The sequence below is a fragment of the Acinetobacter sp. YH12094 genome, assembly GCF_013419295.1.
Taxonomy (GTDB): domain Bacteria; phylum Pseudomonadota; class Gammaproteobacteria; order Pseudomonadales; family Moraxellaceae; genus Acinetobacter; species Acinetobacter amyesii.
Window position 1 is genome coordinate 1 of the sequence record NZ_VPAK01000015.1, and the last position, 16714, is coordinate 16714.

Annotated in this window: 15 protein-coding genes and 1 pseudogene; 8 read left to right on the forward strand and 8 right to left on the reverse strand. The window is 41.9% G+C overall.

Annotated elements, in window-relative coordinates; all coding sequences use genetic code 11:
* A pseudogene (locus tag FTU34_RS11885) lies at positions 1-164 on the reverse strand (RNA-guided endonuclease TnpB family protein); the annotation flags it as partial.
* Positions 165-350: 186 nt separating this feature from the next.
* On the opposite strand from FTU34_RS11885, the gene yccS reads away from it, so the two are divergent.
* From yccS to FTU34_RS11900, 3 genes are all read left to right on the forward strand, one after another.
* Positions 351-2501 (forward strand): YccS family putative transporter, encoded by a 2151-nt coding sequence (gene yccS / locus FTU34_RS11890; protein ID WP_373683889.1) that lies wholly within the window; start codon positions 351-353, stop codon positions 2499-2501.
* Between the two features lie 18 nt (positions 2502-2519).
* Positions 2520-3086, forward strand: coding sequence for a hypothetical protein (locus FTU34_RS11895; RefSeq protein WP_180003397.1), 567 nt, complete (start codon positions 2520-2522; stop codon positions 3084-3086).
* 142 nt (positions 3087-3228) lie between these two features.
* Complete coding sequence (locus FTU34_RS11900) at positions 3229-3528, forward strand: DUF3817 domain-containing protein (protein WP_078189335.1); 300 nt, start codon at positions 3229-3231, stop codon at positions 3526-3528.
* 79 nt (positions 3529-3607) lie between these two features.
* Here the strand turns inward: FTU34_RS11900 and FTU34_RS11905 are convergent, their stop codons facing one another.
* The 4 genes from FTU34_RS11905 to FTU34_RS11920 form a co-directional block, all read right to left on the reverse strand.
* A complete protein-coding gene (locus FTU34_RS11905; protein WP_180035807.1) occupies positions 3608-4837 on the reverse strand; it encodes an MFS transporter in 1230 nt (409 codons plus the stop codon).
* A 250-nt stretch (positions 4838-5087) separates the two neighbouring features.
* On the reverse strand, positions 5088-5969 hold the full coding sequence (locus FTU34_RS11910) for a pirin family protein (RefSeq protein ID WP_180035808.1): 882 nt from the start codon (positions 5967-5969) through the stop codon (positions 5088-5090).
* A 344-nt stretch (positions 5970-6313) separates the two neighbouring features.
* Positions 6314-6685, reverse strand: coding sequence for a hypothetical protein (locus FTU34_RS11915; protein ID WP_078192499.1), 372 nt, complete (start codon positions 6683-6685; stop codon positions 6314-6316).
* A gap of 191 nt (positions 6686-6876) precedes the next feature.
* Positions 6877-8286, reverse strand: a complete 1410-nt coding sequence (locus FTU34_RS11920; protein WP_078189543.1) for an FAD-binding oxidoreductase — start codon at positions 8284-8286, stop codon at positions 6877-6879.
* Between the two features lie 373 nt (positions 8287-8659).
* Between FTU34_RS11920 and serA the strand changes: the two genes are divergently transcribed.
* From serA to FTU34_RS11935, 3 genes are all read left to right on the forward strand, one after another.
* Complete coding sequence (gene serA, locus FTU34_RS11925; protein WP_078192852.1) at positions 8660-9892, forward strand: phosphoglycerate dehydrogenase; 1233 nt, start codon at positions 8660-8662, stop codon at positions 9890-9892.
* A gap of 117 nt (positions 9893-10009) precedes the next feature.
* Complete coding sequence (locus tag FTU34_RS11930) at positions 10010-10879, forward strand: EamA family transporter (protein ID WP_180035806.1); 870 nt, start codon at positions 10010-10012, stop codon at positions 10877-10879.
* A 117-nt stretch (positions 10880-10996) separates the two neighbouring features.
* Entirely contained in the window at positions 10997-11866 is an 870-nt protein-coding gene (locus FTU34_RS11935; protein WP_180008737.1) for a DMT family transporter, read from the forward strand.
* Between the two features lie 143 nt (positions 11867-12009).
* Here FTU34_RS11935 and FTU34_RS11940 read toward each other — a convergent pair whose 3' ends face one another.
* From FTU34_RS11940 to truB, 3 genes are all read right to left on the reverse strand, one after another.
* A complete protein-coding gene (locus tag FTU34_RS11940) occupies positions 12010-12471 on the reverse strand; it encodes a hemerythrin domain-containing protein (RefSeq protein WP_168378156.1) in 462 nt (153 codons plus the stop codon).
* A gap of 126 nt (positions 12472-12597) precedes the next feature.
* Entirely contained in the window at positions 12598-13371 is a 774-nt protein-coding gene (locus tag FTU34_RS11945; RefSeq protein WP_168378157.1) for a TSUP family transporter, read from the reverse strand.
* Positions 13372-13395: 24 nt separating this feature from the next.
* Positions 13396-14304 carry a tRNA pseudouridine(55) synthase TruB gene (truB, locus tag FTU34_RS11950; protein ID WP_180035805.1) on the reverse strand — a complete coding sequence of 303 codons (909 nt, stop codon included), beginning with the start codon at positions 14302-14304 and terminating at the stop codon, positions 13396-13398.
* 153 nt (positions 14305-14457) lie between these two features.
* On the opposite strand from truB, the gene FTU34_RS11955 reads away from it, so the two are divergent.
* Both FTU34_RS11955 and FTU34_RS11960 read left to right on the forward strand, forming a co-directional pair.
* Positions 14458-15486 (forward strand): lipase secretion chaperone, encoded by a 1029-nt coding sequence (locus tag FTU34_RS11955; protein WP_180008731.1) that lies wholly within the window; start codon positions 14458-14460, stop codon positions 15484-15486.
* Between the two features lie 78 nt (positions 15487-15564).
* Complete coding sequence (locus FTU34_RS11960; protein WP_257223594.1) at positions 15565-16509, forward strand: triacylglycerol lipase; 945 nt, start codon at positions 15565-15567, stop codon at positions 16507-16509.
* Positions 16510-16714: the final 205 nt, after the last annotated feature.

The following is a 16714-nucleotide window of genomic DNA, read 5'->3' on the forward strand; positions in this document are numbered from 1 at the left end:
TTCGTATATTTGGCAATATCAAAAGCAGAGAGAAATTCACCTTTCCGCTTCAAATGCCTAAACCCTAAATCATTGACATAATTCCAGACGAAGTTCACTTCTGATGCTAGTTGGTCTAACACCTTGCAATGTTTGTCTTTTATACGTAATTTAAGGGTTTTCATGTACTTATATTAACAATCAAAACTCAAGGAAAATAGTCCTTAGTTAAATCAAACGACACTTCATGTCGTGTCGCTTATATCTCTGACCTGAAGGACAGAGTTTTACGCTCCATTTGATAAAAATTGACAGTTCACAGAAAAAAGCTCAGTCTAATTTACAAAATCATTCGAATACTTCATAACTCTGTGAACACGCGACTCTCTTGGTTTCAACAGTTTCAATCCAGTGCAATCATTATGTATTGCTTGCAAATTTGTATTGTTTTGAGTGGCACCACGCTCGGATTATATTTTCTCGGTTTTCATAGTTTTATTGTGCCCGTCACCTTAGGTGCGATTGCTACCGCGCTCACCGACTTTGATGACCGACTCAGCATCCGACTGCGTAATTTGCTCTATGTCTGCGTACTCTTCTTTAGTGTCAGTAGTATTTTAGATTTTCTCTATCCTTATAAGCTGCTGTTTATCTTGTATCTTTCACTGTCCAGTGCAGGATTTATTTTATTAGGAGCTTTGGGGCAACGCTATGCCACGATTTCTTTTGGCACGATTTTACTATCGATCTACACCATGTTCGGCTTGGGCGAATATGACATCTGGTATTTTCAACCCAGTTGCTTTGTTCTAGGGGCCTTATGGTATGGCTTCACCTCAATTCTTTTTTACCTGATTAAACCCACCCTACCCGTACAGGACAATCTCTCGCGTTGTTTTTTACAAATCGCCGAAGTACTGAATGCAAAAGCACGCTTATTTGACCCAGATAATGTCAACAATGTGGAACATTTACTGTATGAATTATCACTCAAAAACAGTGATGTCATCCCGAGTTTAAACACCACCAAAGCTTCTTTACTCACCCGTTTAAAAGCCTCAAGAGCCAATAAAAACACCATCTACTGGCTGAATTTATATTTCTTGGCACAAGATATTCACGAACAGGCCAATGCGAATTATTTACACTATGAACAAATTCATCAAAATTTTAGCCGTACCGATTTAATTTTCCGTTTTCAAAAAAATATTCGATTACAGGCGCAGGCTTGCCAACAGTTGGCCTACTGTATATTGCATCGGCAGCCCTATCAACCTGATCCCATTACTGCGCAAGCACTGGCACATTTGCATGCCTCTTTGCAGGAGTGGATGACCAACAATCCGCAAAATATAGAAGTAAAAAACCTACAGCTGATCTTGAGTAATTTGGACAGTGTACAAGAACGCTTTTCGCATGTTCAGGATTTAGATCATTCACAGCAACAGGCCTATCAGCAGCATATTGATAACCTCAATTTACTTGATGACGATATTCATGGGTGGCATGATTTATGGCTCAAACTGAAACAGCATTTGAGTCCCGAATCTGCCTTATTTCGCCATGCCGTTCGCATCGCTTTTGTCTTTGCGATGGGCTATGCCATTTCGCTATTGCCCTTTGCTAAAAATGGCTACTGGATATTATTGACCAGTTTATTTGTCTGTCAGATGCGTTATTTTGCGACCAAAAGTCGTTTAAAAATGCGGACATTGGGAACCATATTAGGGGTCTTACTTGGCATTCCTATTTTGTATTTTGTGCCGAGTGTCGAGGGTCAATTGCTACTGACGATTATTTTTGGCGTGTGCTTTTTCTATCTGAGTGCCAAAAAATATGCCATGGCGACCCTCATGGCAACCTTAATGGTCTTGCTGATTTTTAATTTGAAAGGCGCAGGTTATGCGGTCATTTTACCGCGTATCGTTGATACCCTACTCGGCTGTTTTATTGCATGGTTTGCGGTGAATGTGATCTGGCCAGATTGGGACTTTCGCAATATTTCCAAGACCATTCAAAAAAGCTCTGCTGCGACCCTGCATTATTTTGATGCCGTGGTTGAGCAATATCTCCATGGGAAAACCAATAGCATTGATTATCGGCGTGCCCGTCGTTCAGCCCATAATGCTCAAACTGAATTGTCGAGCATGATTTCAAGTTTAAGTACCGAGCCTGAACCCGACCAAATTTTGATTCAACATGCTTTTCGCTATTTGGTCTATAGCCATAGTCAGCTCAGTTATATTTCGGCACTGGGGAGCCACCGTGAACAAGTACAAGACCAACAAGTCCTTGAACTGCTGCAATGGTGTCAAAGCACCTTAGACGACGTCTTAATTCAGCAAAAACCGCTCAACCCTGAGAAAATTCAGCAAAAACTTTTCGAAATTCAAACACTCAGCACTGAAGAAATGCGGTCTAATCACCTACAACTGGTGCTCAAGCAGATCAGTTTATTATTAGAAACATTAGCCGAACTGATTCAGCTCAGAACACAGCTAATTCAGGCGGAAATTAAATAAAATCATTTGGGACTCTTGATGAAAATGCTTAGTTTCGGTCTTAAACGCCTCATATTAACCACGATTATGGCGACCTCATGTTTAGCTGCGTCTTCTGTTTTTGCAGCACCGACAGCACAAGATTTAAAGCGTATTCTGGAATGTCAGGCCGATTACGACACCTACCATGACACTTTACTCGACTATGAAAAGGTTCTAGGGCAATTGGGTTGGAAACGCCATGATGACCCACATCAACCGTTTATTTATATCTATAAAAATAAGCAGGCTGTAGAGTTTTTTGGCATGCCGACCCAAGAAATTGGCCTGTCTTCCAATGCAGTATTCGCAATCTATCGCCAAGCCGATGTGAAAAAACTTGCCCAAAAGTATGGCATTGAGCAGCATCCAATGTTTGCCAATATGCCGTTTTTCCGTGGTGAAAAAATCCTACGCACGGAAGCTGAAACGGATGATCTGCATGCCATCAATCACAAACTAAGCCTGTCTGAAATGACCGGAAAAAGCCCGATGATTTTACTCGGCTGTAACTATGAATTTGATCAGGGTTCAATTGAGGATGCCTTAGCGGATCTAGAAAATTAATCCGAGCAGATGACTCAGAATTAACTTTAAAAACATTTACTTAGATTCAATATGCGGATCAATTATTTCAACAGGAACGCTTCGTTCCTGCTGTGCTTTCAGGTACACTCAAGACTGAAATCACTTTGAATTTAGACTTCGCATGAATATCAAGACCTTACGCTTTGTAGGCCTACTCGAAGGCATCTCCTTTTTATTATTGTTGTTCATTGCTATGCCAATGAAGTACCTGATGGATAATCCAATATTGGTCAAATACGTCGGTATGGGACATGGCGTCTTGTTTATTGCCTTCTTGGTGGTGCTATTTGTGGTCTGTGAAAAGCAAAAATGGTCGCTTAGCGTATTTCTAATGGGCTTAATTGCATCGATTTTGCCTTTTGGCCCGTTCATTTTCGATCGCAAATTAAAAAATGCAGAACAACCTGCAACATCAAATTAAGACGGGATACAACAAATAAAAAAGCCCAATGTTGTTCTACACAGCATTGGGCTTTTTCTATAATGGCATGAACTCGAATTTAAAATTCACCCGACAATTGACGTTGTCGTATAATATCTCGCACCACCAAGCGTGGTAGGCTGAACCACAAGATAATGAGGGTAAAGCCTGCCAAACTATAGGCCCAAAGGCCAAAGTTTTCATATAGCACGCGCACGATTTCGATCACGGCAAAGAACGTCAGCATCATGATCACAGACACTGCCGCAGCCACTGTGCCCTTCGACATTTCAGACGACATTAAGGCAAAACGATAGAGCACAGAAAAGCTAATCCCTTCACCAAAACTGACCAAACTCATGCCGAGTATGAGAAATATCAGAAAATAACTTTCAGTCATCGTCCCAATCACCACAAGGCTCGTCCCGAGTAACATCAATGGTAGCCCGATCATCACAGACTGACCTAGAGGCAGTTTGTCGATGATTTTAATCAGGACAATATTACCAAGGATCAGCCCGCCTAAAACAGGAAACTGTGCCATGCCGTATTGCATACTACTCAGTCCTAGCTTCTCCACCAATATGACTGGAGATAGCGCAATCCACAGCATCAGTGGCATTGCCACCATCGGTAGGCCCAGTGTCAACGCCAAAAAGCGTTTGTTTTTTAACACCTGTTTAAAGTCATCAATGATATAGCCCACCGGTTGCTTGGGGATGCTGATGTGCTGAGCCGGCATCTTGGCCTTTAAACCAAACCAACTCAGAAAAGATAGAAATGCGATTCCTATAAAGCCCCAATGCCATGACACGTGATCAATCATAAAAGCACCGAGGACAGGGCCGATCAGTGGTGCCAGTAGTGAAATATTCGCCATGATCGCCATGACTTTGATGGCATCACGCTCTTCAAAAGTTTCCTGAACAGCAGCATAGCCCACGGCAGAAATGACCGACAAACCAAAACCTTGTAAAAAACGCAACGTTAAAAAGCTTTCGATATTATGCGTGAGCAATATCGCTAAACAGCATAAGCTAAAGAACGCTACACCACCCAATAGGACTTTTTTACGGCCTAATCGGTCTGACAATGGCCCTAATATTGCAGCGACACAAGCACCTCCCAATAAGTAAAATGACATCGACGAGGGTGCCCATGCACTACTCACGCCAAACTCTTGGGTAATCGCAAGCATGGCGGGTTGGACTAAGTCGTTTCCGATATAGACAGAAAATTCAAATAAAACCAGTGCCAAGGGAAACATTAAGGTGGCACGACTTAATTTTGTGGTTTGTACGTTTTGCATTGTTATCTACATATCAAATATGTGCTGTCGAGCTTGAAATGACAAATAGGGAGAGACACTTCAGCCCAATGACGAGCACTGTAATATTAATTTTAAAAATGAATTTGCGGCGTATCCGCCATATGTGCGTCGTATTCACAAGACGCTAGATAGAGATAAAATGAACTTCAACGAACCGATCTGTCGGTTTGAGTCCGACTATTTTAACAGTGTTTGCTGGCGTTGTATTGGTCTTTTTAAACTACCGCTTTTATGGTTTTTCATTGTCTGCTTTTTGGATAAAGCGACCTTGTTTTAGGTCTTCATAGGCTTGCATGACTTCTGCAAAATGATTCATCACAAAATAACCTCGCCCATAGATGGGTTCATTTAAAGGCTGCGCCGATAAATACAACATGTGGCTATCTTCAACTGCCGTCAATTCGACATTTTCACCTCGGCTTGACATGACTGCCATATGCTGTGCATTTAACTGTTCATCTGTTTCAGTAAATTTCAGCTTGCCCGAACGTAAATACACAAGCGTGGTATCCCCTTCCTGTGCAGGCAGGGTGATGCTTTGATTGGCTCTGACAAAGACATCAAATACTTGCATAGGTGTATGTGTCTCTGCAGGGCCGTGTGCTGTTAAATATTGCCCAGCAATCACCCTTACATAACCTGCATTATCTGCTAAATCCACTACAGGAATACTGGCTTTGGCTAAGCTCTGATAGCGTGCTGGATTCATTTTATCTTTAGCAGGTAAATTGACCCACAATTGCAATATTTCAAATGCTCCGCCCCGCTGTGCAAAGGCTTGGCTAAAAACTTCTTCGTGTTGTATGCCTGAAGCTGCAGTCATCCACTGTACATCGCCCTCACAAATGACTCCACCGCTGCCAGTCGTATCATGATGTTCAAGTTCACCTTTAAACACCAATGTGACGGTTTCAAACCCTCGATGTGGATGTTCCAGCACGCCTTTTTTCAGTTTGGTTGGTTGCAGTACTCCAGGCCCTAAATGGTCGAGCAATAAAAACGGCGAAACGGTATTACCCAATTCATAATGGGAAAAAACTGAAGTCACTGGAGCAAAGTCACCGACAGGTGTGCCTGAATCATTGACGTGAATAAAAGCGAGGGTTTTCATCATACAATTGAAATCTGATCATGATTTGAATTCGGTTCAATATTATTAAAAACTATACGAACTCACGAGAATATTTTTAGGATTGAATATTCTATGTTTAGGATGAAAATTAAGATACGCGGAAACTCATCCGCAACTGTCCGAGTCAGGACACATTCAATATGTAAAGTTTCTGCGACCTACACAATTGAAGATGGTATTTGACGAGTTTTGCGGATGAAAGATGGTTTTGCTACTTTTGCCGAAACAAAAGTAGATACGAGCTCCAATCATCGAATTTAAAATGAAAGGACCCCGTCATGCTGAATATTTAATAAGAAATTTAGACCTTAACTTTTTATAATTTAAGGACACTTCGCCGATTGGAAAGTCTTGGTATTTTTACCACGTTGGCACTGATATTCCTTTTGCGTATTTACACGCTGCCAGTCACCATCCACCAATCTAAAACTATAAATAGTACGAATTGATTTCACCGAATCATCCATCAAACCCGTTTCCGTCACTTTCACCTGCCCCGCATTTGGCGACTCAACACGGTTAAAATACTGACGAATTTCCACAGTCGACAGTTCTTTACGCAAATCAGGACGTTCTTTTAATACCTGATCGAGTGGCGTAGCAGAAGAACCGACTTTAGACACAATTTTCTGCGTTGTCGCACAACCCGCCAACATCCCCACACACAATGCAGACACAGCAATTAAACGATACATAGAACCAACTCAAATTTATTATTCAGACCTATCATGCCGAACATTTGTCCAAAACACTATTTAAGCAATGTAAAAGAAGTACCCCATTCCAAAAATCAATGTGTGGTCTCTCATCCATACGCGGCTAAAAAGTCGTGCTATAACCATAAAAAAACGCATCTGAAGATGCGTTCTAGTACGTCTTTAAAAAATTAAAGATCGAACAATTTACCTGGGTTCATAATCGCATTTGGATCGAATACTTTTTTCAATGCTTTCATATATTCGATTTCTTCTGCTGAACGTGTGTAATCGAGGTAAGGCTTTTTAGTCATACCCACGCCATGTTCTGCTGAAATTGAACCGTCATATTTTTTCACAGTTTCAAATACGTATTTGTTTACCACTTGGCATTTTGCAAAGAATTCATCTTTACTTAAATCCGCAGGTTTCAAAATATTTAAGTGCAAGTTACCGTCACCAATATGACCGAACCAGCAAATTTCAAAGTCTGGGTAATTCGCTTCCACAATTGCATCAATTTCTTTAATAAATGCAGGCACATGTGTAATCAGAACTGAGATGTCATTTTTGTATGGAGTGAACGGTGCGATTGACTCTGAAATGTCTTCACGTAAACGCCATAAGCTATGTACTTGGTCTAAGCTTTGGCTCATCACGCCATCCAGTACCCAGCCTTGTTCCATGCAATGTTCAAAGATTTCCATTGCCGCATCCATGATCGGTTCAAATGGTGCTTCAAACTCAAGTAAAACATAGAACGGACATGGTGTTTCAAATGGACGTTGTACATGACCATTGTCCAATACTTTTTGCATTGCAAGCTCACCAAAGAACTCAAATGCAGTCAGGTCGATTTTCTTTTGGAAGGCATGTAGAACAGGCATAATCGCATCAAAATCAGGCACACCGAGAACCAACACTTGTAAGTCATGGGGTTGACGTTCAAGTTTGATTTCAGCTTCAGTCACTAAACCTAGCGTACCTTCACCACCAATAAATAAGTGTTGAAGTGCATAACCAGTCGCATTTTTGATCATGCCTTTGTTCAAGCGCAGGATGTCACCTTTACCAGTAACCACAGTCATGCCCAACACCCAGTTACGAGTCATGCCGTATTTAATCACTTTAATACCACCCGCATTGGTACCAATGTTGCCGCCAATTTGAGATGAACCTGAAGATGCAAAATCAACTGGATAGTACATGCCTTGTTCTTCAGCATAGTTCTGAAGTTGTTCAGTCACTACACCTGCTTGTACGCGAACCATACGGTCAGCTGGAAAGAATTCCAAGATTTGGTTCATCTTGTCCATGCTTACCACGATTTCACCGTTAGCAGCCACAGCACCCGCAGACAAACCTGTACGACCGCCACTTGGTGTGATCGCTACATTAAATTGGTTCGCAAGTTTTACAATTTGTTGAACTTGTTCTGTGCTTGAAGGGAAAACGACGACCGACGGGTTTGGATCGAAGTGCTTAGTATGGTCACGACCCCAATTTTGGAGACTATCCGCATCGGTTTTAATACGGCTTTCGCCAACAATAGCGGTCAATTGGGTCAATAACTCTGGGGTTAAAGCGACTGGAGCATTCATCGTTTTCAGACCTTGCAAGAAGTAAACAAGTTTTTTTAAAGGTCCAGACTTCATTCAGTCAAAACTGCGGTAACGCATATTTCAAGGGAAAAAGCCTGAAACAGAGCGCATCAAAATGTCAGGGAATTGGTCATGATGATTTTGAGCGGCACCATTATAAGCTATAACTGGGCTTTTTTTGACAAAACCCAAAGAAAAACGTGATTTCAAAATGTCACGAGGAATATGACCAAGTTAATTAGACCAAATCTAAAAAATATTGACTCATCATTCGCCAAAATAGCCATGACGTCGGTCATAAAGGAAATGTATATCAGGCGACTTCCTATGCTATTATATGCGCACTAAATTTGGCCTTTGTAGCGGAGCCGTAATGAGCCAACATCTTTCTTTACCTAAAGATAAAATTCGTTTCTTGTTGTTAGAAGGCGTTCACCAAAACGCAATCGACACTCTAAATGCTGCTGGATACACCAACATTGACTACCGTAAAACTGCGCTTGAGGGTGAAGCGTTGAAAGAAGCGGTTAAAGATGCTCACTTCATTGGTATTCGTTCACGTACTCAATTAACTGAAGAAGTTTTTGAAGCGGCGAACAAACTGATTGCTGTGGGTTGTTTCTGTATCGGTACAAACCAAGTGAACTTAAATGCTGCAATGATTCGCGGTATTCCAGTATTTAACGCACCATACTCAAATACGCGTTCAGTTGCTGAACTAGTACTTGCTGAAGCGATTTTATTACTTCGTGGTGTTCCTGCAAAATCTGCTTCAACTCACCGTGGTGGTTGGAACAAGTCTGCAGTCGGTTCATTTGAAACTCGTGGTAAAACTTTAGGTATTGTTGGTTACGGTTCGATTGGCTCGCAACTTTCTGTACTTGCTGAAAGTTTAGGTATGCACGTAATTTATTACGATGCCGTGACTAAGCTTCCGATGGGTAATGCACGTCAAGTCGGTTCTATGGGTGAACTTCTTGCCAATGCAGACGTGGTTTCTTTACACGTTCCTGACGTTCCATCAACTCGCAACTTCTTCGGCAAAGACCAATTTGCTCAAATGAAAGAAGGCGCAATCTTCCTCAATGCTGCACGTGGTACATGTGTAATCATTGAAGATCTTGCTGATGCGATCAAATCTGGTCACATTGCAGGTGCTGCGGTTGACGTATTCCCGAAAGAACCTAAAGCAAACGGTGAAGAATTCGTTTCTCCACTTCGTGGCTTAGACAACGTGATTTTAACCCCTCACGTGGGTGGTTCTACGATGGAAGCGCAAGCGAACATCGGTCTTGAAGTTGCTGAAAAATTCGTTGCTTACTCTGATAAAGGTATGACTTTATCTGCAGTGAACTTCCCAGAAATCGCGTTACCGTTGACTGAAGGTAAACACCGTTTACTTCACATCCACAAAAACGTGCCAGGCGTTCTTTCAAAAATCAACAACTTGTTTGCTGAACACGGTATCAACATCTCTGGTCAGTCTTTAATGACTAAAGGTGATGTGGGTTATCTTGTGATGGACGTTGATGCAACTGCATCTAAAGAAGCTTTGGATACTCTTCACGAAGTTGAAGGTACCATCCGCGTTCGCGTATTGTTCTAATTTAATTAGACACTGAAGCCACAGCCTTCGGGCTGTGGTTTTTTTATTGTAGTAGACTTTTAAAATCTGGCTTTTGCCAATCTCCCGCTATTCGAGTCATCGAAACAAATTTAGTCTATGCCAAATTTTAAAGTTGCACCGGCTGTCCAAGCACCGCTGATCTTGCTTATTGCCATGATCAGCATGCAAAGCAGCGGTTCCTTTGCCAAATATCTTTTCAGTCAATTTCCCATACTGACCGTTTCGGCCATGCGATTAATGCTAGGCGCTTTGATTTTGGCGATTATTTTTAAAGTTTGGCAGATCAATTTTAAACAAGTGAAATGGTCGTCGATCCTCAGCTATGGCTGTGCCTTAGCAGGGATGAATGTATTATTTTACTTGTCGATTGATCGTCTCCCGCTTGGCATTGCCGTCTCTTTTGAATTTATTGGTCCGCTCAGTGTCGCACTATTTGCTGCACGCCGAAAATTTGATTTTATTTGGGTCGGACTGGCTATTTTAGGCCTTATCCTACTTTTTCCTTTTGACCAAGCTGCACAACGACTTGATCCCGTGGGCATTGCCCTCGCCCTTGGCGCAGGTGCCTGTTGGGCACTCTATATCGTGGCAGGTCAGAAACCCTCTGCCGTTTCAGGCAACCATACAGTTTGTTTAGGTATGTTTGTCGGCATGTGTATGCTTATGCCGATTGCATTATTTGTAGGGATTCCTGCGCATGCCTTTGAACCGATGAGTCTCCTCTATTTTCTTGCTTTAGCCACCTTGGCCAGTGCCATCCCCTTTAGCTTAGAAATGATTGCGCTCCGCAATTTAACGGCGCTCAGTTTTGGTACGCTCATGAGCCTAGAACCTGCAATTGCAGCACTCTCTGGTTTTGTTTTCTTAAATGAACAATTACTTTGGACCCAGTGGTTAGCCCTTGCTGTCATCATCTGTGCCTCGATTGGGTGTACCTATACCACACAAAAAGCCAAAGTCATTTAAATTCAAAATCCATCATGATTTGATCAAATGTTAAAATTCACTCAATTGTCAGCATTACCCGCTATACTGTACTGATTCAAAAATAGGGCTTAACACCGCCCAACAACTGTGTGCCACATGCCAAATTCACAACTTCTTGCTGTCGTTTTCATGGTGCTCTCCATGATCTCCTATCAGATCAGTGCTTCCTTTGCCAAACAACTGTTTTTGGTACTAGACCCACTGAGCGTGACCATTTTAAGGCTGTGTTTTGCCTCGATTATTATTTGTTTGATGTTTCGCTCTTGGCACATTTTAAAACGACTTTCATTTTTAAAATGGCGTGATTTACTCTGCTATAGCGCAGCCCTGTGCCTCATGAATGTCTTATTCTATATGTCACTGGGCAAACTCCCTCAAGGCATTGCCGTTGGACTGGAGTTTATTGGGCCGCTAGGTTTGGCGCTGCTGTCGATAAAAAATCGTAGCGACTATATCTGGGTATTTTTGGCGATCTTAGGGATTGCGTTGATGGTGCCTTGGGGACAGGCTCAAAGCGGCAATTTCTCACTGATTGGTGCAGCTTGTGCATTGGCTGCCGGACTCTGTTGGGCCTTTTATATTTATTTCGGGCAAAAAGTGGTACACCAAAATATTGGCATGCATGCACTGACCATTGCCATTAGTTTATCGGCATTGACCTTATTACCTATCGGCCTCTATAACAACGCAGCAGCTTTAATGGACACACAATATTGGCCTAAAGCACTGTTGATTGCCATTTTAGCCACAGCGATTCCCTATGCCCTAGACCTCAAAGCCTTAAAGATTCTAAGCAAGCTAAGCTATGGCACATTGTCGAGTATCTCACCTGCTTTGGCAGCTATTACGGGTATGGTTTTATTGGGAGAACGTATCGGCATGTGGCAATGGATCGCACTGCTGTGTATTATGCTCGCCTCAGTCGGGGTGACGATGCGTTCCTCTAAATCGGAAACAGCCAACTAAATTATTAAAGGCAAAATAGTTAAATAAAAATGGCGGGATTGCCGCCATTTTTCAACACCTTGTCTAAGAACTCCTACATCTAAGCTTTTAAATACAAGGCTTTTAAATACAAGGTTCGAAAAAGTCTAGCTTCTATAAAGGACTTAACCAGTCAGGCTGTCTTTATCTGCTTTTTTATATTTTTTATACTCGGCTAAGTATTGTTTAGCCAAAGCTTCTTTTTGCTTATCATCCAATATTTTACCGGCTTGTTGAAAGAAACCGTGTTCCTCTTCCTGTAAATGATGATGCACTGTTTCTGAAAGTTTTTTGGCAATGGCCAGCCAGCCCGGATTGCTAAATTCAGTCTCAGTCAACTGCTCTAATAATTCATCCATCTCATGATGTTCAGCCAAGGCATGACGGGTAATATTCAGCCCCGAATCGGTCATCATTAAAGGAATATAAAAATATCGGTCTTCTCCGACAGCATGCGCGAATAATTCATTTTTAAGTCGGTCAAACAGATCGCGACGTTCTGGACTATCACCAGAAGTTTGTACTAATTGTTCTGCAAGCGCTCTTTGTTGTTCATGACTTTGACGTAAAGCTTCAAAAATATTCATTCTGATGATGTCCTCTGATGCTTAGCGATAGCTGAGTATTTTTTTTAATTCAGCAAAATAAAGTGCTTCATTTTTATACTAAACATATCAGCATCAGAATACAGCGCAGCTCTGTTAAGTTTTGTTTTAAGCTTGTCCCGTAAAGGTTTGATACCCTAGCCGTACAATCAAAATACTCACCAAAATCAAAAATAGAATTCGAATAAATCCACTGCCGTATTTAATCGCTGCTCGTACACCAACGATCGAGCCTAATATATTCGCCACAGCCATCATTAAGCCTATAGCAAATAACACATGGCCTGTGGGCGCAAAAAAACTCAGTGCAGCTAAATTGGTGGTTAAGTTAGCCACTTTAGACAAAGCAGAGGCATGTAAAAAGTCTGCTTGTAGATAACGAATAAAAAAGAAGATAAAGAAACTGCCCGTGCCCGGCCCAAAAATGCCGTCATAAAAGCCAATCACTAAACTACCAAGAGCGGCAAGACCGAGAATTTTAGGGGTCAGTTCTTGGCGTACATGCACCTGACCAAATTGTTTTTTGGCAAAGGTATAAATTGCAATCACGATCAACATGACCAAAACGAAAGGACGTAAGACTTCTTTTGGAATCATTGATACACAGGCTGCTCCCACAAAGGAGGCAACAAATGCACAGCTTGCAATGACCGCAAGTAATTTCCAACGGAGTTTGACTTGGCGTAAAAAAGAATAGGAAGCTGACGCTGTACCAAAAATCGAAGACAACTTATTGGTGCCAAATACAGTCGCTGGAGATAAGTGCGGCATGGCATTCATAATGGCTGGAATTTGAATTAATCCTCCGCCCCCCACTGCTGCATCAATTGCACCGGCAAAAAATGCAAAAAATAAGAGGCTTAAAATAATTTCAAAGTCCATAAGAAGTCTTCAATGCTGTATCAGCTACTCTAGATTTAACACACGCTTAGGCACCAAACGTTTACGGTCTGTAATTTCAGCCAGCCCTAAACAACGCTCACCATCAAATACCAAAACCTGCGCTTCCGCAGCATGCTCAATATTACTTTCCATTCCACGACTAAAATATTCAGCTCGACCTTCCGGCGCTTGCACTTTGCAGAAATGATCGACAGGTGAATACACTGGCAGCAATAATGCTTCACGTTCCCCTTCGGTCAGACTCTCTAAATATTCAATAGTGTAAGTTGGATTGAGATCAAAATGCCCAGTTTGCGTACGGTGTAGATAGGTCAAATGTCCAAAAGTACCCAATGCTTTGGCAATATCTTCGCCTAAAACACGAATATACGTGCCTTTGGAACAGGTGATGTCGAGTGTAATACTATTCTCATTAAATGATAATAACTCGATGGCATAAATCGAAATTGGACGTGCTTCACGCTCAATTTCTATGCCTTTACGCGCCAACTCGTACAGCGGGCGACCTTCTTTTTTCAGCGCAGAATACATCGGTGGAATTTGTTGGATATCTCCCACGAACTGTGCCAGTACCTGCTGAATAGATGTCTCGGTCAAAACAGGTACAGCTTGTTCCATCAATACCTCACCTTCCACATCACCCGTCGTGGTGCTGTGTCCTAAAAAGACGGTGGTTTGATAACGCTTGGTCGAGTCGAGCAAGAAATGTGAAAACTTCGTCGCTTCACCCAAACAAATTGGCAATAAACCTGAAGCCAGTGGATCAAGCGCACCAGTATGCCCTGCTTTTTGTGCACGAAACAACCAACGCACCTTCTGTAAGGCTGCATTCGAGCTAATACCTAATGGCTTATTCAAAAGAAATACACCATGTACAGGACGACGTTGGATCTTAGGAGAGGCTTTTTTCATGTCAAAATTTGGCTAATACAGGAACAGCGCAATGGTAACAACCCACCTCTAACGTTTACAACTCTTCTATGTTTTTATCTGCATTTTATGTCATATTGAGTTCGCATTTAGAACTCTAGAACAATTAAAAACGGAATAAAGGTGCATTGGGATATGCAAAAAAATAAACTTTGGCTCATCATTGCCTTGGTCGTTATCGCTGTTGCTGCATTCATATATTGGCTTGCGCCAAAAGCATCACAAAATGATCCTTCAGATCAATCGATTCAACAACAAAATAGGCCTTTAGCTCAGGGCGAAACCGCTACGGCTCAAGCAACAAGCGGTTCTTCGCTGCTCAGTCCAAGTCAACAAGACACGGAAGTTAACTGTCAAATCAGTATGGATGGTTCAAACCGTTTGATCGTGAATGAACAAACACGGAATTGCTTTGAATATTTCATTACTCAGTATGGTGAAAAGTCGATAGATCAAATTAAAAAGGATTTTAAAGCCTACATTGCACAAGGTCATAAAGAACCTGCGCTGTCCCAAATTTATGATTTGTGGGATCGTTATATGAAATATCGTGAACAATTAGGTCATTTACAGCCACCAAGCGACGACAAAGAATCACCACAATATTATCGCTCGATCTACAACAGCACACAAAATTTAAGAAAACAGTTCTTTTCTGATTATGAAATTGAAGGTTTATTTGGCAAGGAAAATACCTATCACGAATACACCCTAAAACGTATGGAAGTGGTGAATGACAAAAAATTGTCTGAATCGGAAAAAGCCAAAAAACTAAAAGACCTGTTTGATGAACTCCCAGAAGATTGGAAAGAAAATCTGGAACAAATCAATAAACTTGAAGATTTACGCAAGCTCACAGCAGACATTAAAGCCCGTGGTGGTTCAAGCGAAGAAATCCATCAAATGCGGTTAAATTTAGTGGGTCCAGAAGCTACTCAGCGCCTTGAAAATCTAGACAGCCAGCGCAGCTCTTGGAAATCTAGCGTAAATCAATACCTCACAGAGCGTGACAGCATTGTGAAAAGCAATATGAGTGACAGTGCGAAACAACAAGCGGTACAGCAACTCCGTAATCAACATTTTAAATCGAAGGAAGATCAGCTCCGCGTCAGTACCTTTGAATCTGTGCATGATCAAGGTGGAAAATTACCTTTCGCAGAATAAGTACAAATAACAATTTAAAAACAACCTCAATTTCAGGATGAAATGATGAAAAAACCACAAGCTCTTTTATGCGCAATTATGGCTGCATCAGCAGCGATCGCCAGCACACAATCCCAAGCTGCGGCTGGACTCCAACATGTCACCGCCAATAGCTCGGCAAGCTATGCCAAGACCAAATATCCGATTGTATTTACTCATGGCATGTTCGGGTTTACTCGCATTGGTTTTGACAGCTTTGGCATGGATTATTTTTATCAAATTTTGCCGGATTTAGCCCGCAACGGGGCAAATACCTTTGCTGCCCAAGTTTCTCCGCTAGAGTCTACAGAAGTTCGTGGTGAACAGCTCCTGAGCCAAGTCGAAGAAGTCCTTGCCCTGACGGGTCAACCTAAAGTGAACCTCATTGGTCATTCACATGGTGGGCCAACAACGCGTTATATTGCAGCGATCAAACCTGAGTATGTAGCATCAGTGACTGGTGTTGCAGGAACATACCGAGGTTCTTTAGTCGCAGATAAAATCCAAGCAAATAAAACCATTAATTCAGTCTTTGGGGTACTCGGCGATCAACTCTTAGCACCGATTATTACTTGGGCTGAAGGCAACTCGAGTCTACCTAACAGTGTTGATGCATCACTTACCGCAATCAGTGAAAAAGGTTCGGCTGAATTTAATGCAAAATTTCCAACCGCAGCACTAGCGACGAACTGCAATCAGTCGGGTGCCAAAGTCGACAATGGTGTGTATTACTACTCATGGACAGGTACAGCACAAACCACGAATGTATTAGATGTATTAGATACAGTGATTAGTCAGCTTGCCCCTTTGGCCTATGGAAATCGTGACAATGACGGTTTGGTTGGACGCTGTAGCACCCACATCGGACAAGTGATCCGCGACGACTACAATCACAACCACTTAGATGAAGTGAATATGGTCTTTGGCCTACGCAGCCTATTTTCACCTGACCCAGTTGCGCTCTACCGCCAACATGCCAATCGTTTAAAATTACAGGGTCTGTAACCTCAAAAGTTGGTTCCCTTTCAGCACTGAAAAGGACGTCTTTGGACGTCCTTTTTTGTTTACAATGTTTTTATTTGTAAGTATTAAACAAGCTAATTCAATAAGTTATTAAATCATAACAACTAAAATAAATAGCAAAAATAAAAGACGAATGTATATAAATATACTTGTCACCTCAACGCCGCCCATGTCCTAAAATGACATG

Excerpts from the sequence above, each read along its gene's own strand:
- FTU34_RS11945 (WP_168378157.1), bottom strand. The coding sequence starts at position 13,371 with ATGGACTTTGAAATTATTTTAAGCCTCTTATTTTTTGCATTTTTTGCC.
- FTU34_RS11905 (WP_180035807.1), bottom strand. The coding sequence starts at position 4,837 with ATGCAAAACGTACAAACCACAAAATTAAGTCGTGCCACCTTAATGTTT.
- FTU34_RS11935 (WP_180008737.1), top strand. The coding sequence starts at position 10,997 with ATGCCAAATTCACAACTTCTTGCTGTCGTTTTCATGGTGCTCTCCATG.
- FTU34_RS11920 (WP_078189543.1), bottom strand. The coding sequence starts at position 8,286 with ATGAATGCTCCAGTCGCTTTAACCCCAGAGTTATTGACCCAATTGACC.
- FTU34_RS11960 (WP_257223594.1), top strand. The coding sequence starts at position 15,565 with ATGGCTGCATCAGCAGCGATCGCCAGCACACAATCCCAAGCTGCGGCT.
- FTU34_RS11915 (WP_078192499.1), bottom strand. The coding sequence starts at position 6,685 with ATGTATCGTTTAATTGCTGTGTCTGCATTGTGTGTGGGGATGTTGGCG.
- FTU34_RS11895 (WP_180003397.1), top strand. The coding sequence starts at position 2,520 with ATGAAAATGCTTAGTTTCGGTCTTAAACGCCTCATATTAACCACGATT.
- FTU34_RS11910 (WP_180035808.1), bottom strand. The coding sequence starts at position 5,969 with ATGAAAACCCTCGCTTTTATTCACGTCAATGATTCAGGCACACCTGTC.
- truB (WP_180035805.1), bottom strand. The coding sequence starts at position 14,304 with ATGAAAAAAGCCTCTCCTAAGATCCAACGTCGTCCTGTACATGGTGTA.
- FTU34_RS11955 (WP_180008731.1), top strand. The coding sequence starts at position 14,458 with ATGCAAAAAAATAAACTTTGGCTCATCATTGCCTTGGTCGTTATCGCT.
- FTU34_RS11900 (WP_078189335.1), top strand. The coding sequence starts at position 3,229 with ATGAATATCAAGACCTTACGCTTTGTAGGCCTACTCGAAGGCATCTCC.
- FTU34_RS11940 (WP_168378156.1), bottom strand. The coding sequence starts at position 12,471 with ATGAATATTTTTGAAGCTTTACGTCAAAGTCATGAACAACAAAGAGCG.
- serA (WP_078192852.1), top strand. The coding sequence starts at position 8,660 with ATGAGCCAACATCTTTCTTTACCTAAAGATAAAATTCGTTTCTTGTTG.
- FTU34_RS11930 (WP_180035806.1), top strand. The coding sequence starts at position 10,010 with ATGCCAAATTTTAAAGTTGCACCGGCTGTCCAAGCACCGCTGATCTTG.